This is a genomic window from Mucilaginibacter sp. Mucisp73 (assembly GCF_059491465.1).
This window is the reverse complement of record NZ_CP168507.1, coordinates 4588071-4604256: the sequence shown is the minus strand read 5'-3', so window position 1 is coordinate 4604256 and position 16186 is coordinate 4588071. Positions and strand designations below refer to the sequence as shown.

The following is a 16186-nucleotide window of genomic DNA, read 5'->3' as shown; positions in this document are numbered from 1 at the left end:
AAAGTTTTACAAAAACACTAATATTTAATGGGATGAGGGCATTATTTATACTTTTGTAGAATCATACTAAATAATGAGGCGAAATTTTACATATTCTTATGTTTATACCTATACATGGGTCGTGATAATTGCGATGGCAATTTTCGTGAACTTCGCCTTTGTTGCCGATGGTCATTCGCTAAAGTCTGATACCGTGTATCTTAGGGGTAAAACTAAAGCCGCCAAAACGTCTTATTTAAAGAATGGCTTGCACCTTTCGCTTCCTCCATTAAAACCCGCTGTTACTTCAAGTGTAAAATTGAATGTATCCCGGCCTGATGATAAACTACTAAGCGATGTGCAATTGTACCCTAACCCGGTAACCGACCAGATCAATCTTAAATATTCCATTTCGCGCAATGCCAACGTAACCATTAAAATAATGGATGTGCTGGGCAACGATATTTCTACCCTGTTTTCTCAAAGGGTTGAATCCGGCGATCATAATCTGAATTACCCGATCAGCAATAAGCTGGTCCGTGGTTTTTACTTTGTCCGCGTTGTTGCCGGCACCGAATCTGTTATCAAAAGGATTTCGGTTATTAATTAAATTCGATTAAACTTAATTTTTTCATTTTTGACTGCCCCAGCGGGGCAAAAGGTTTGTAGCAATTGAATGAACCCCATTTTGGGCGTGCCAGAGGTACGCAACTTGCCTGCGTAAGTTTTACTTGAGGGGAACGTCAAATTATTAATACAACATTATAAACCTTCCTCCCAAACCCATCAATTTTTTTAGCTTTGGCGATTATAGCGTTCATTTATGAAAATTATTGCCATTGGCCGCAACTACGCCGAACACGCCAAAGAACTCAATAACCCGGTACCCACAACGCCGGTTATCTTCATGAAGCCCGATACGGCCTTATTAAAAGAGAACAAGCCTTTTTACCATCCCGATTTTTCGGAAGATGTACACCATGAAATTGAATTGGTTTTGAAGGTCAGTAAAGAGGGCAAACACATCAGCGAAAAATTTGCCGCTAATTACTATGAAGAAATTGGCTTAGGTATTGATTTTACCGCGCGTGATGTTCAGGCACGCCACAAAGAAAAAGGCCTTCCCTGGGAACTGGCTAAAGCCTTTGATGGCTCGGCGCCCATCAGTACTTTTGTGCCTAAGACCAAGTTTGAATCTGTTTATGATATCAACTTTAAGCTGGATATTAACGGCGAAACCCGCCAGCAGGGCAACACCCGCGATTTGCTTTTTTCGTTTGAGAGCATCATAGCCTTTGTTTCAAAATACATCACCCTAAAAAAGGGCGACCTAATATTTACCGGCACCCCACCAGGTGTATCAAAAGTAAAAATCGGCGACAGACTTGAGGGATACCTCGAAGATGAGAAAATGCTCGATTTTTACGTTAAGTAAGCATGATAAAAAAAATATTGGTTACAGGCGCAATGTGTTTGGCGCTTTATTCAAACGCATTTGCTCAAAATATTATACAAAGCAGAGCTTACCCGCAAAATTATTTCAGGTATCCGCTTGATCTTACGCCACCCACTACAGCCGGTTCATTTGGCGAGTTAAGGCCGTCACATTTCCACTCCGGGCTCGATTTTAAAACCAACCAGAGGACAGGCTACCCTGTATATGCAGCTGCCGAAGGTTACATATCAAGGGTACGTGTTCAGTTTGGTGGTTTTGGGAGGGCTATTTATATTACCCACCCCAATGGGTATACTACGGTTTATGGTCACCTGCAAAGTTTTAGTCCAGCGGTTATTGAGCTGGTAAAGAAATATCAATACGAGCACCAAACCTACGAAGCCGATTTTAAACTTACACCAACACAGGTGCCGGTAAAAAAGGATGAGGTGGTAGCCATTTCAGGGAACGCCGGTGCATCGGCCGGGCCGCATGTGCACTTTGAGATCAGGGACAGTAAAACAGAGGAAACTATCAATGCACAGCTATTTGGTTTAACCATTCCTGATAAAGTGCCGCCTACAATTACCTCCATCGGCATTTATCATCTTAACGGGAAACCTTTCAGCGAAAAAACACCCAGGGAGTTTTTTGGTGTTACGGGCTCAGCAGGTAATTATCATCTCCTTAAACCACAAACACTGGAACTAAGTGGTAATATCGGATTCGGGATTAATACCACCGATATGAACAGCACGTCGTTTAATCATAACGGCGTTTATTCAATAGAGCTAAAACTGGATGGCAAAACAGTTTATACCTTTGCGGTTGAGCGTTTCGCGTTTGATCAGACCCATGCTATTAATGCATATATAGATTACCCTGCATTTGAATCATCCCGCAGGTGGATGCAGAAATGTTTCATCCTGCCCGGCAGCCGGATTTCATTGTATCCGCAATCGGTAAATAACGGCATCATTACGTTTGATGATAACGCGACGCATGATGTGGAGTACGTTGTAAAGGATGTGGCGGGCAATACAGCATTGCTTAACCTGAAGGTTAAATCATCTCCGTTTACAAACCCACAGCCTGTAAAACCTACCGGTACTATGTTTTACTATGATAAGCGGAGTGAGTTTAACAACGACAAAGTGAAAGTGGTCATTATGCCTGGTAACCTTTATGATGACCTTGATTTCCAATATTCAGCATCAGCTAAACCTGTGGGGGCTTATTCGGCCATGCACCATATCCATAACCGGTTGACACCCATTCATGATAGCTATGAGATCTGGATTAAGCCCGATATTGACCTGGGCAAGTATGCCGATAAGGCGGTTATTGTGAGCTCATGGGGCGGCTGCCAGGGTGGTTACTTTAAAGATGGTTACGTGATATCGCAGGTGAGTGCCTTTGGTGATTATTATATCAAAGTAGACACTGTGCCGCCCGTTATCCATCCGCTTAATATTAAAAATGGCAGCAATATGAAGGCTGCCCATAGTATTAATTTCAGAATGAGCGATAATTTATCAGGAATTAAGAGCTATACAGGCACAATTGATGGTAAATGGGTGCTAATGGAGCATGATTATAAAACTAAAATATTAAGTTACACCTTTAATAGCGATATTGCACCCGGTAAACACGTGTTTAAGTTGACTTTAGTTGATAACAAGAATAATTTTTCGGAATTTTCCGCCGATTTTTCCAGATAAGTACCTAAATAAGCCATGACAACATTAAAAGAAGGCGATAAAGCTCCTGCTTTTACCGCTAAAGATCAAAACGGCAAAGAAGTATCGCTTGCCGATTATAAAGGCAAAAATGTGATCCTTTACTTTTATCCTAAAGATGATACCCCCGGCTGTACTGCCGAATCATGCGATTTCAGGGATAACTATCAATCACTTTTAAGCAAAGGTTTTGAGGTGATAGGGGTAAGTACCGACGATGAAAAATCGCACAAAAAGTTTGAAACCAAATATAGCCTGCCATTTACCCTGATAGCCGATAATGAGCTTAAAATTGTTGAAGCTTACGGCGTGTGGGTTGAAAAAAATATGTACGGCAAAAAATATATGGGTACAGCCCGTACCACATTTATAATTGATGCAGAAGGGGTTATTACGCATGTGATCAGTAAGGTTGATACTAAGGCCTCGTCACAACAGGTGCTCGATCTTGTAAAATAAGTGTTAAAAACACAATCAAAATAGCTACTTTAGCAGTTCCTAAATTCCATTAATGAAAGCAGACTTACAAACATTAGAAAAAACCGCGTCACAAATCAGGCGCGACATTGTACGCATGGTACATGGCTGTCAATCAGGCCACCCGGGCGGCTCATTGGGCTGTACCGATTTCTTTACCGCATTGTATTTTTCGGTAATGAACCACGATCCTAAATTTAATATGGATGCAGTTGGCGAAGATATTTTCTTCCTGTCAAACGGCCATATTTCCCCCGTGTTTTACAGCACATTGGCACATGCCGGTTATTTTGATAAAGCCGAACTGGCAACTTTCCGTAAACTGAACGCGCGTTTACAAGGTCACCCAACCACACATGAGCATCTTCCGGGTATCCGTATTGCCTCGGGTTCATTGGGCCAGGGCTTATCGGTAGCTATCGGCGCTGCATTGGCAAAAAAATTAAACGGTGATAAATCATTGGTGTTTACCCTGCATGGCGATGGCGAGATCCAGGAAGGCCAGATTTGGGAAGCTGCGATGTTTGCCCCGCACAATCATGTTGATAACCTGATCTCAACTATCGATGTTAACGGTCAGCAAATTGATGGTCCAACCAAACAGGTACTTTCATTAGGCGATCTTCGCGCTAAATGGGAAGCTTTTGGCTGGGATGTTTTGGATATGAAAGGTAACGATATGGCCGATGTGGTTAGGGTGCTCGAAGAAGCAAAAAGCCGTACAGGTCAGGGCAAACCGATCATGATCCTGATGCATACCGAAATGGGTTACGGTGTTGACTTTATGGTAGGCAGCCACAAATGGCACGGTGTTGCGCCAAATGATGAGCAGCTTAAACTGGCTTTAGATCAGTTAGAGGAAACACTGGGCGATTATTAGCCCCCCGGCCCCCTGAAGGGGGAGAGTCAAAAACATCAGTTTATATTATCACGATTTAATTCCAATCCTTCCCGATTGCGGAGGGAATTTGAACAATGAAAAAATACACTTACACAGATAAAAAAGATACCCGCTCGGGCTTTGGCGCCGGGTTGCTGGAAGCAGGCCAGAAAAATGATCAGGTTGTTGCACTTTGCGCCGACCTTATTGGTTCGTTAAAAATGAACGATTTTATTAAAGCATTCCCTGAACGTTTTGTACAGGTAGGTATTGCTGAAGCTAACATGATCGGTATTGCTGCCGGTATGACCATCGGCGGTAAAATTCCTTTCACCGGTACTTTCGCCAACTTTTCAACAGGCAGGGTTTATGACCAAATCCGTCAGTCAGTAGCTTATTCAAACAAAAACGTTAAAATTTGCGCTTCACATGCCGGTTTAACCTTGGGCGAGGATGGTGCTACCCACCAGATTTTGGAAGATATCGGCCTGATGAAAATGTTACCAGGTATGACTGTTATCAACACCTGCGATTATAACCAAACTAAAGCCGCTACTGTTGCTATTGCTGAGTATGATGGCCCGGTTTACTTACGTTTCGGCCGCCCGGTTGTTCCGATCTTTACCGATCCCGATCAAAAATTTGAAATTGGTAAAGCATGGATGGTGAACGAAGGCGCTGATGTAAGTATCTTTGCTACAGGTCACTTGGTATGGCAGGCTATCCTTGCAGGCGAAATTTTAGCTGAGCAGGGTATCGATGCCGAGATCATCAACATCCACACCATTAAACCGTTGGATGAAGAGGCTATTTTGAAATCGGTTGCTAAAACAGGCTGCGTAGTTACTGCCGAAGAGCATAACCGTTTGGGCGGCTTAGGCGATAGCGTTGCACAGGTGCTTGCAGTGCACAATCCATCACCACAGGAGTACGTAGCTGTAAATGACAGCTTTGGCGAAAGCGGTACACCTGAGCAACTGATGACCAAATACGGCCTGGATGCAGATCATATTGTGGCAGCGGTGAAAAAGGTGATAGAAAGAAAAAACAAAAAAGGTTAATTAAACCTTTAACATTAATAAAATTCTAAAAATGTCGGTACAGGTTGAAGATTCAGAGATATTAAGCAAGTTTCAGGACGAAAAGACCCGGAATGAGGCATTTAACCTGTTGTTGAAAAAGTACCAGCAAAAAATATACTGGCACATCAGGCGCATGGTTGTTGATCATGATGATGCTGATGATCTGGTTCAGGATGTTTTTGTAAAGGTTTGGAAAAACCTGGCTGGTTTCAGAAACGACGCGCAACTGTACACCTGGATGTACAGGATAGCATCCAACGAATGCATTACTTTTTTGAATAAGAAAAAACAAAAAAATAATGTTTCGTTGGATGATGTTGCTTATGAGCTGGCCGATACACTGGCCGACTCAACCTACTTTAACGGCGATGCTGCGCAGCGTAAGCTACAGGAAGCACTGCTTACCCTGCCCGAAAAACAACGGCTCGTTTTCAATATGAAATATTATGAAGACATGAAGTACGAAGAAATGTCGCAGGTTTTGGGTACCAGTGTGGGAGCTTTAAAGGCTTCGTTTCACCTGGCAGTCAAAAAGATAGAAGCTCATTTGCTTGGCAGGGATTAATTTTTTAATTTACGTTAAACCTTTTAGCACTATACCAATCTATAGTTGTGTATGAAAAGCGATATGGACAATAGGGAATGGCTGGATGATTTCATCGCACTGAAACAGGTTAGCAAAACTAACCCGTTCACAGTGCCTGAAGGCTATTTCCATGAGTTAGCGCAGCACATTACAACACGTATAAGGCTTGAGGGATTAAAAAACTATCCATCTGCAGGGTATACCATACCCGAAAATTACTTTGACGAGCTAAGCAGCAACATCCGGAGCCGTATAAATATTGAGCGTGCTTTAAGCGCCGGTGATTCGGGGTTTACCGTTCCCGAAAATTATTTTGATGAGCTGAGCAGCAATATTCAAAGCCGTATTGTGGTGGATGAAGCCATGAATGCGGGAGAGGGTTTCACGGTGCCCGAAAACTATTTTGACGAGTTAAGCAGCAATATCCAAAGCCGCATAGCGGTAGAGGAGGCCATGAACCTGGCTGATGAAGGCTTCACCGTACCCGAAAATTACTTTGATGAGCTGAGCAGCAACATCCAAAGCCGCATTGCGGTTGAGGAAGCCATGGGCGATGAAGGGTTTACTGTTCCTGAAAATTATTTTGAGGAGCTAAGTGCCAATATTCAAAGCCGCATAGCAGTTGAGGAGGCAATAAATGCCGAGCACGAAGGCTTTGTTGTACCGATAGATTACTTTGATAAGCTTAACCAGCGTATCCTGGATAAAACAGTTAATGCTGAAGTTGAAGAGGAGCAGGAGATTGATAATGTTATAAGCATTAACAAAGCAAAACCTGTACAGAAAAAAGGAATGGTGAGGAGGCTTTGGTTGTCGCCAACCATCAGGTATGCTACAGCGGCCTGCTTTGCTTTAATATTAGGTGTGGGTGTTATTTTCAGGGGAGATATCCAGGCGCCGGATCATAACCATTCTTACTTGCATGAGCAGGTATCATCGGTGCCGGTTGATGAAATAAAAAGCTATCTTCAGTTACACATGGACGCGAGCGATACCCGTACGCTGATAGATGCAAACCAAAAAAGCAACACAAGTAATGCAGACGAAGATCTGTCGGATTATATAGATAATTAAACAGAGGAAAAAATTTAATGAGTAAATTGATCAGGCATATTTGTATTGTGTTATTTGTTATGGCATTAGGCTATGAAGCTGTGGGACAGGTTAACCGCTTTGTTCCGGCTCAAACGCCCTCAAGGCCTCAACTTAACCCGGTACGTCCTAATGGCAACAAAAAGGGCGCTATGGGTAAAAGGCTTGAGGCTGCCCGTAACAGGTATATCAGCCGCCAGCTTGATCTTACTGATGAAGAGGCTAACAAATTCTGGCCGCTTTATAATCAGTACCAGCAGGAGCTTACTGCTGTACGCATTCTGAAGCGTTTAAATAACTCCACTTCATCAACCAACGGCACCGAGCAAATAGATAAGGAGATCTATTACGAAAGCCAGCTGGTTGGGATCCGTAAACGCTACCGCGATTCCTTTGCCAAGATCCTTCCGCCCGAAAAGGTGAGTGTCCTGTACAAAAGCGAACAGGAATTTAACGATGAGCTCATCAAACAACTCAGCGAACGCAGCGAAAGAGCGGGGAATTAGGGGTAGTGATTAGAGGTTGGAGTTTAGAGATTAGGTTTCTTTTCTTCCTAATAAATCAAGATCATTTTAAAAATACGTTTACAGATGGATTTTCGCCCATCTGTTTTAGTTTATCTTTGTCGGTAAATCTAAGTAGGTCATCATTGCGGACCTAAGACTTACGAAGTTTTTAAAACTTCGTAAGTCTGGGTTCTACTACTCGTCATTGCGAGGTACGAAGCAATCCCCTATAAGCAGAGCCGCTCTGTATAGTTCGCGATTGCTTCGTACCTCGCAATGACGGTTTGGATTTTAACAGTTTTGAACACAACTTAACAACATGTCTACTCTTCGCCAGCTTTTTTTAGCCAATAACGCGCAAACCACTAATTTCCCTTTATTGCTTGAATTTGAGCGTGCCGGAGGTATTTATATGTACAATGCGGAGGGCAAGCCTTATATCGACCTGATCTCGGGCATTGGGGTAAGCAGTCTTGGGCACAGCAATCCTTATGTTATTAACGCGATAAAAGAGCAGGTTGATAAATACATGCACCTGATGGTGTACGGCGAGTATGTACAAACCCCGCAGGTGCGTTTTGCCGAAAAGCTTGTTTCCGTATTACCGGCGCCCCTCCAGTCGGTATATTTTACCAACTCGGGTGCCGAGGCCGTTGAGGGGGCATTAAAGCTTGCCAAGCGTTTTACAGGCAGGCAGCAGGTTGTTGCTTGTCTTAACTCGTATCATGGCAGCACACATGGGGCATTGAGTGTTATGGGCAATGAGGAGTTTAAACAGGCTTATCGTCCTTTATTGCCGGGCGTGAATTTCATCCGTTTTAATAACCCGGAAGATCTTGTGCTGATAACTGAAGAAACCGCCTGCGTGATTATCGAAACCATCCAGGGTGAGGCCGGCATCCGTGTGCCGGATCTTGCATATATGCAGGCTTTACGTGCCCGTTGTACCGAAACCGGTACGCTGTTGATCCTGGATGAGATCCAGGCGGCGTTTGGACGAACAGGAAAGCTTTTCGCGTTTGAGCATTTTGATATCGTACCAGATATCCTGTTACTGGCAAAAGCTTTAGGCGGCGGGATGCCGATAGGGGCGTTCATTTCATCAAACCAGATCATGGACGCATTGAAGGAAAACCCGATCCTTGGTCATATCACTACCTTTGGCGGGCACCCTGTATGCTGCGCGGCAGGTTTAGCGGCACTGGAGTTTCTGCTGGATAACAACCTGGTATCCGGCGTAGCCGAAAAGGAAGCTTTGTTTCGGGATTTGCTTGTACACCCGGCTATACAACAGGTACGCGGCAAAGGCCTCATGATGGCTATCGAACTGGAAAACTTCGAGCTCAATAAAAACATAATTGACCGTTGTATCGAAAATGGTGTAATAACCGACTGGTTTTTACATTGCAGCAACTCCATGCGTTTGGCGCCTCCTTTGATCATTACCCACGACGAGATCAGGAAAGCTTGTGATGTAATTATAGAAGCGATTGATTTCTACACTAATAAATAAAATATAACATTCCTCCTCGTGAAATGAGGAGAAATCTTCTGCGGACAGTTAAGAAACCATGCAAATCCAGCCTCGATTGTGTATATGATTTCTCTTTCGCGTTAACGCGAAATCTCATTACTGCTCTATACTAAATGAAAAGAAGTTTTCTTCAGCCCATTTGCGAATCAAAGAAAGCCGACAAGCACAACGATGTTTGGCTAAGTCAATTCTGTGCTATTCTTCCTTGTAAATTGCCTGTTACAACCCCTTCATAATTCATAAGGATTATAGTTTGAGTTAAATTGGTATGGTTTGTGTATTTATAGCAATGCCTATAAAAACAATGCTTTCAGTGTCCTAAAGGCAATAAATAAGGTCACTGATGCATCTTTTTAAGGTCACCCTGCTTTTACAATTAATTAAATGTTGTAAAACGAACTATCAAAGCATCTATACACAATCTACATATGAAAATAGCATATATATCAACCTATCCCCCCCGCGAATGCGGCCTTGCAACATTTAATAATAATTTGATGCGTGCCATCAGTTCAAATTTTCCTGAAAGGCACACCTTAGCACAAAATGGCTTTGTCGTGGCACTTAATGATTCGGAAAACCTGCAGGAATATGAATACCCGGAGGAAGTTAAATATATCATTCGCCAAAATCACCAGAAAGATTATATCCGTGCGGCCAATTATATCAATACCAGTAATGCCGATGTATGTATTATGGAGCATGAGTTTGGCATTTACGGCGGCGAAAGCGGCATTTATATTTTACCGCTGATCAATCGTCTCGAAAAACCATTGATCTCTATTTTGCATACAGTATTGAAAGACCCGAGCTATGTGCAGCGCATCATTATTCGCGAAATTGCCGAGCAATCATCGAAGGTTGTGGTGATGAGCAAACGTGCTGTAGATTTCCTGACCAATATTTATGAGATCCCTGCCGATAAGATCCAGATCATAGAGCATGGCGTGCCCAATGTGGAAGCCCCTGCCGAGAATCCGGTGAAAAGCTTGTCGGCTTTTAAAAACAAAAGGGTGATGTTAACCTTTGGTTTGCTAAGCCGTAACAAAGGTTTGGAAACCGTAATAAAAGCATTGCCTAAAATAGTTGCGAAACACCCTGATGTGATGTACGTGGTATTGGGTAATACACATCCCGGGGTTATCAAAAGTTCGGGCGAGGAGTACCGTGATCACTTGAAATCGCTTGCGGCGCAGTTAGGCGTTTCGAAGAACCTGGCATTTATTGCCAAGTTTGTTTCCGAAGAGGAATTGGTAAACTACTTAACTGCCTGCGAAATTTACGTAACACCATATTTAAACGAAGCACAGATCACCAGCGGTACCTTATCATATGCGGTTGGTGCGGGTGCAGCTGTGGTTTCGACTCCATACTGGCATGCTACCGAATTGCTGGCCGAGAAGCGTGGCAGGCTATTTGATTTTAAAAATTCGGAAGCCCTGGCCGATACCGTTATTGAATTACTTGATCAGGACCGTGTGCTGAACGAACTGAAGGACAATGCGTACCAATATGGCTTGCATTTACGCTGGCCGGTTATTGGTGCCGAATTTATTAAAGTAGCACAAGAGTCTCTGGTTAGATATGATTTCAGTGATAAAATCCTTCGCAACAGCATTGTTGATCCGGAGATCCTGCCAAAATTCAGCTTGACCCACGTATTGCGGCTAACCGATGATACCGGGATTGTACAACATGCCAAGTACGGGATCCCGAATTTAAAAGAAGGGTATTGTTTGGATGATAATGCCCGCGCGCTCATTATGGCACTAATGGCTTATCAGCGTAACGGGAGCCGGGAAGCATTTGAGCTGCTGCCTATTTACCTGAGCTATATCCACTATATGCAAACTGATGATGGTAACTTCCGCAACTTCCTGAGTTTTGACAGGCGCTACCTGGACGAGGTTGGGTCGGAAGATTCATTTGGCCGTACCATTTGGGCCCTCGGCCATTTGATTGGCTGTGCGGCCAGCAATTCATACCGTGAATTCGCCCTGGAGATCTTCCATAAATCGGTGCCGCATTTTTCAGCGCTGAAACATTTAAGGGGTGTGGCAAATACTATAATTGGCATCAGTCTTTACCTGCAGGTTTATCCTACAGATGAAGGCATGGTTAAAATATTGGCCAACCTTACCCAGCCATTGATTGATGCTTATAACAACACCCAGTCTGATGATTGGCAATGGTTTGAGGAAAAGATGACTTACGATAACGCCATCCTGCCGCTGGCCTTACTGCACTCATGCGAGATTACCAGTAATGAAGAGGCCAGGAAAATAGCTTTGGCAACTATGGCTTTCCTTGATCAGCTTACTTTATCAAACGGATATTTAAGTCCTGTTGGTAACGATGGCTGGTATTACCGTGGCGGCACATTCCCTACATTTGATCAGCAGGCTATTGAAACCATGGCTATGGTGCTGATGCATTTCCAGGCATACCAGATCTTCAGGATACCGCAGTATATTGAAAAAATGTTCCTGAGCTATAAATGGTTCCTCGGCGAAAATACTTTGCGGGCACCGTTGTATGACCATGAAACCAAAGGCTGCTGCGATGGTTTGCTGCCTGGCGGCATTAACCGTAACCAGGGAGCTGAAAGTACATTGGCTTATCTGATATCGCACCTTACGGTGTTGAAAGCCTTTGAGCTGGAATATGAGTACAATAAATACGGCCAAAAAATGCAGATCTGTTAAATGAAGGTAGCTGTATTAGCCCCTGTTGCCTGGCGCACGCCGCCCAGGCACTACGGGCCCTGGGAGCAAATAGCATCAAACATAACCGAAGGGATCATCAAAATGGGGGCGGAGGTAACCCTTTTCGCCACGGGCGATTCGATAACCGCGGGTAAACTTGATGCCATTTGCGACACGGGTTATGAGGAAGACAGAACACAGGATGCCAAAGTGCTGGAATGCCTGCATATCAGTAACCTGATGGAAAAGGCCGGTCAGTTCGACATTATTCATAATAACTTTGACTTTTTGCCGCTTACCTATTCATGCCTAATTAAAACGCCGCTAATCACTACCATTCACGGGTTTTCATCATCAAAGATCATCCCGGTTTATAAAAAATATAATAGCCGGGGGCATTACGTTTCTATTAGCAATGCCGACCGTAGTCCTGAGCTTGATTATCTTGCTACGGTTTATAACGGCATAGATACCCGCGATTTTAAATTTAATGAGCAGCCGGATGAATACCTGCTATACTTTGGGCGGATCCATCCAGATAAAGGAACTGCTGAAGCTATCGATATCGCCAGGAAAAGTAAACGGAAATTACTGATAGCTGGGATAGTTCAGGATACCAACTACTTTAAGGAAAAGATAGAGCCATTGCTTTGTGCCGATGTGGAGTATATAGGCCATGCCGGGCCTGATAAGCGCCGGGAGCTTTTAGGCAGCGCTTATGCACTGTTGCATCCCATCAGCTTTGACGAACCTTTTGGCCTGAGTGTGGCTGAAGCAATGCTATCCGGTACGCCGGTAATAGCTTTTAACCGCGGCTCAATGCCTGAATTAGTCAAAAACGCACAGACCGGCTTTCTGGTTAATACGGTTGATGAAGCTGTTGAGGCTGTTAGCGCTCTTGGGGAAATTAGCAGGATTAATTGTTATGAATGGGCTAATGCACAGTTTTCGAGTGAAAAAATGGTAAGTGATTATTGGGAGTTATATAAGACGATATTAAACAAATAACCAATAACTGCCGCAGGTTTAGCGCAGCGTAACCTGTGGTAATTCATAATTGGGGCTTTCAGCCCAAGCGGTTAAGCTGAAAGCTTTAACCATAGCTAACCACGGGTTACGCTGCGCTAAACCCGCGGCAGCAGTGAAACAACAAAAGCGCCCAATGGCGCTTTTGTTGTTTTATGAAGAATTTATCTTAATTCAATTTATCCAGCTCTGCCTTAACAAACTCAGCCAGTTCTTTTACATAAGCCGCGCTGAAATCAAATTTGATTCCGGCGGTTTCGTAAATTTCTTTGATGGTTTTGGTGTAGCCAAGCTTAAGGGCATTAAGATATTGCTGCAAACCCTTTTCCGGATTTTCTTTGTAGTTTTTCCACACAGCGATAGCGCCTAACTGGGCCATGCCGTATTCGATATAGTAAAACGGCACCTCGAAGATATGCAACTGTTTTTGCCAAAGATTTGCTAATGCTTCGCGATGTTCGCTCCAATCGGCAAAACCCGCGCCGAATGGTTCAAAGATCTCGATCCAGGCGGTTGTGCGGTCGGCGTCGGTATGGTCGGGGTTGGTATAGATCCAGTGCTGAAACTGATCGACAACGGCTACCCAGGGCAAAGTTTTCAATACATCAACCAACTGATCACGTTTAGCGCGTTTAAGATCTTCCTCATTATCAAAATACACATTCCAGTTATCCATCGAGATCAGCTCCATCGACATGGAGGCTAATTCGGCAACTTCGGATGGGCAATGTTTAAAATCATTCAGTTCCAGATCGGCAGTAAGGAAAGTGTGTACCGCGTGACCGCCCTCATGTACCATAGTGGTTAAATCGCGAAAGGTATTGGCCGAATTCATAAAAATGAAAGGTGCGCCGGTTTCGGCCAAGGGATAGTTGTAACCACCCGGGGCTTTGCCTTTACGGCTTTCCACATCAAACAGGCCGTTATCTTTCATGATCTCCAAACGTTCGCCTAAATAGCGATTGATGTTGCTGAAGCACTGGATAGATTTCTCGATCAGGTCTTCGCCATTTTGGAATGGTTTAAGGGCTGGTTTGCCTGAAATATCCACATCCATATCCCATGGCTTAAGCGTAGGTAAGTGCAAAGCCTCGCGGCGCTTTTCGGCCTGGGTTTTTAGAATAGGTACTATTTCGGTTTCGATAGCTGCATGAAAAGCATAACAATCCTGCGGGGTATAATCAAAACGGCCTAAAGCCTGGAACATATAATCGCGGAAGTTTTCAAAATTGGCGTTTGTTGCCACTGTGTGACGAAGCTTGCGCAAATGATCGAAAAGTTCATCGAGTTTGTCTTTATCCTGTAAACGGCGGCTGGTGATCTTTTCCCAAACTTCCTGGCGTTTAGCACGATCAGTGCCTTTTAAAAATACGGAAGCTTGTTCTAAAGTAAATTCCTTATCATCAACATGAACAGACATGGAACCGGTTATAGATTGGTACTTCTGCTGTTCCACCTGGATTTCGGTTTGTACCGGGATATTTTCCTCGCGGAAAAGTTCCAATGCTTTTTTTACAGCCCGTAAAAAAATAAAATATTTTTCGCCGTCCAGTTTATCAACAAATGCGCTGGCAACCAACTTTTTGTTCAGTTCGTTACTATATGGAGCAATTTTGGGCTCAATTTCGGTAGCAAAGTACTGGAACTTTTGAAGCAAGTCTTCGCTGGTGGTATCGCAGGTCATGCGGATATAGCGCCATGCGAAATCTTCTTCCAAAGCTGCCTCCAGCTCACTTTTATCGCGCAGCCATTTCTCCAGTTCTTCAACTGAATTGATAGGGCGATCTAATAATTCTTTATAAAAAGGTTCAAGGGTTTCCCATTTAATATCAAGGGAAGCCGGGATATATGTTCTCGTTTTTTTGTGGATCATGATTTTTAGATGTGCAGATATGCAAATATGCGTATTTAGTCCGTAAGTCCGCAAGTCGGAAAAGTCCGTAGGTTGGAATTAAAAAGAAGATATTCCTATTAAAAAAGCCCGAAAGTTACATCTTGACTTTCGGACTTGCTGACATCGGACTTGCCGACAAAAAAACAACTTTCGGACTTTCGGACTCACCCTTTATGAAGCGTTTTCGATATCTCAGTTATCGCATCCTCGTAGCTTGTTGGTTTAAAGTTGAACGCTTTCTCAAATTTGCTGCTGTTGAAAATATAATCGTGATCGTACTGGTAATACATCTCCACTGTACCCATTACCACCTTTTTAAATAAACCGAACAGCCACAGCATTACTTTATTAACGCGTGTATATTTTGGTTCAACTTTATAAACCCCGGCGGCAATATCCAAAAACTGTTTACCGGTGATGGCCGGCGGGGTAGGGAGGTGCCAGATCTGGTTGCCGCTATTGGGATTTTGACCAAGCATAAACATAGCTTTACCTGCATCGGGCACATAAATAAAATTGTGTTTACAATCCGGATTGCCTATCCATTGCGCGTTTTGTTTTTTGGCGTAATTGCTAAGCACCATCATATCAATAAAGCTGTTGACCGGGGCGCCATAAAAATCAGGTGCGCGGGCTATGGTTGCGTTGATATTGCCGGCTTTAACTTCATTCATGAGCATTTCGGCGATGCCCGCTCTTATTTCGCCTTTAACGCTGCTGGGTTTATATGGGGTATCTTCGGTCATGGAGCCGTTAACCAGTCCGTACATGTAAACGTTATCAAAAAATATTAAACGGGCACCGGTGGCTTTGGTAACATTGATCACATTTTGCATGATCACCGGCCATTGCGCCCGCCAGATGTCTTTATCATAAACCAGGCCGGCCACGAGATAAATTACTGTCGATCCTTTTGCTGCCGACAGTACTTCATCGTAATTGAGCAGGTCGGCTTTTTGCCAGGTTACTTTATCATTATTATTTGTGTTAACCGGTTTGCGGCTAACTAAACGGATGGTTTCGTTATGGTTGATTAATTCTTTGGTGAGGATGTTTGCTACCGGACCGCCGGCTCCTAATATAGTATGCATGATCTTTTTCGTTTTGTGTATTACAAAGGTAGGCTGCCTTTGTAAATCAAAACGTTAACAAAAGATAAGGAATTTCACCTCTCCTAAATCCTCTCCGAAGGAGAGGACTTTAAAATTTATGCCTTTACTCCCTCTCCTTTGGAGAGGGCAGGGGTGAGGT

At 43.6% G+C, this 16186-nt stretch carries 14 protein-coding genes; 12 read left to right on the top strand and 2 right to left on the bottom strand.

Annotated features, from left to right (window positions below; translation table 11 throughout):
• Positions 1 to 133 precede the first annotated feature (133 nt).
• The 12 genes from ACEN82_RS19000 (at position 134) to ACEN82_RS18945 (ending at position 13023) form a co-directional block, all read left to right on the top strand.
• On the top strand, positions 134 to 589 hold the full coding sequence (locus ACEN82_RS19000) for a T9SS type A sorting domain-containing protein (RefSeq protein WP_176844542.1): 456 nt from the start codon (positions 134 to 136) through the stop codon (positions 587 to 589).
• Positions 590 to 802: 213 nt separating this feature from the next.
• A complete protein-coding gene (locus ACEN82_RS18995) occupies positions 803 to 1414 on the top strand; it encodes a fumarylacetoacetate hydrolase family protein (RefSeq protein WP_090531977.1) in 612 nt (203 codons plus the stop codon).
• A 2-nt stretch (positions 1415 to 1416) separates the two neighbouring features.
• The gene (locus ACEN82_RS18990; protein WP_413321575.1) at positions 1417 to 3135 is read left to right on the top strand and encodes a M23 family metallopeptidase; all 1719 of its coding nucleotides are present in this window, start codon (positions 1417 to 1419) and stop codon (positions 3133 to 3135) included.
• Between the two features lie 15 nt (positions 3136 to 3150).
• The gene (gene bcp / locus ACEN82_RS18985; protein WP_091221880.1) at positions 3151 to 3612 is read left to right on the top strand and encodes a thioredoxin-dependent thiol peroxidase; all 462 of its coding nucleotides are present in this window, start codon (positions 3151 to 3153) and stop codon (positions 3610 to 3612) included.
• Positions 3613 to 3664: 52 nt separating this feature from the next.
• On the top strand, positions 3665 to 4510 hold the full coding sequence (locus tag ACEN82_RS18980) for a transketolase (RefSeq protein ID WP_090531971.1): 846 nt from the start codon (positions 3665 to 3667) through the stop codon (positions 4508 to 4510).
• Between the two features lie 95 nt (positions 4511 to 4605).
• The gene (locus ACEN82_RS18975; protein WP_090531969.1) at positions 4606 to 5571 is read left to right on the top strand and encodes a transketolase family protein; all 966 of its coding nucleotides are present in this window, start codon (positions 4606 to 4608) and stop codon (positions 5569 to 5571) included.
• Between the two features lie 31 nt (positions 5572 to 5602).
• Complete coding sequence (locus tag ACEN82_RS18970; RefSeq protein WP_090531966.1) at positions 5603 to 6157, top strand: RNA polymerase sigma factor; 555 nt, start codon at positions 5603 to 5605, stop codon at positions 6155 to 6157.
• 51 nt (positions 6158 to 6208) lie between these two features.
• Entirely contained in the window at positions 6209 to 7252 is a 1044-nt protein-coding gene (locus ACEN82_RS18965) for a hypothetical protein (RefSeq protein WP_090531964.1), read from the top strand.
• Positions 7253 to 7269: 17 nt separating this feature from the next.
• On the top strand, positions 7270 to 7776 hold the full coding sequence (locus tag ACEN82_RS18960; protein WP_090531962.1) for a hypothetical protein: 507 nt from the start codon (positions 7270 to 7272) through the stop codon (positions 7774 to 7776).
• 319 nt (positions 7777 to 8095) lie between these two features.
• Positions 8096 to 9289 carry an aspartate aminotransferase family protein gene (locus ACEN82_RS18955; RefSeq protein ID WP_413321574.1) on the top strand — a complete coding sequence of 398 codons (1194 nt, stop codon included), beginning with the start codon at positions 8096 to 8098 and terminating at the stop codon, positions 9287 to 9289.
• Between the two features lie 449 nt (positions 9290 to 9738).
• The gene (locus tag ACEN82_RS18950; protein ID WP_413321573.1) at positions 9739 to 12015 is read left to right on the top strand and encodes a glycosyltransferase family 4 protein; all 2277 of its coding nucleotides are present in this window, start codon (positions 9739 to 9741) and stop codon (positions 12013 to 12015) included.
• Entirely contained in the window at positions 12016 to 13023 is a 1008-nt protein-coding gene (locus ACEN82_RS18945; RefSeq protein WP_413321572.1) for a glycosyltransferase family 4 protein, read from the top strand.
• 187 nt (positions 13024 to 13210) lie between these two features.
• On the opposite strand, the gene ACEN82_RS18940 is transcribed toward ACEN82_RS18945, so the two are convergent.
• Both ACEN82_RS18940 and ACEN82_RS18935 read right to left on the bottom strand, forming a co-directional pair.
• A complete protein-coding gene (locus ACEN82_RS18940; protein WP_413321571.1) occupies positions 13211 to 14914 on the bottom strand; it encodes a M3 family oligoendopeptidase in 1704 nt (567 codons plus the stop codon).
• 185 nt (positions 14915 to 15099) lie between these two features.
• The gene (locus ACEN82_RS18935) at positions 15100 to 16026 is read right to left on the bottom strand and encodes an NAD-dependent epimerase/dehydratase family protein (RefSeq protein ID WP_413321570.1); all 927 of its coding nucleotides are present in this window, start codon (positions 16024 to 16026) and stop codon (positions 15100 to 15102) included.
• Positions 16027 to 16186 lie beyond the last annotated feature (160 nt).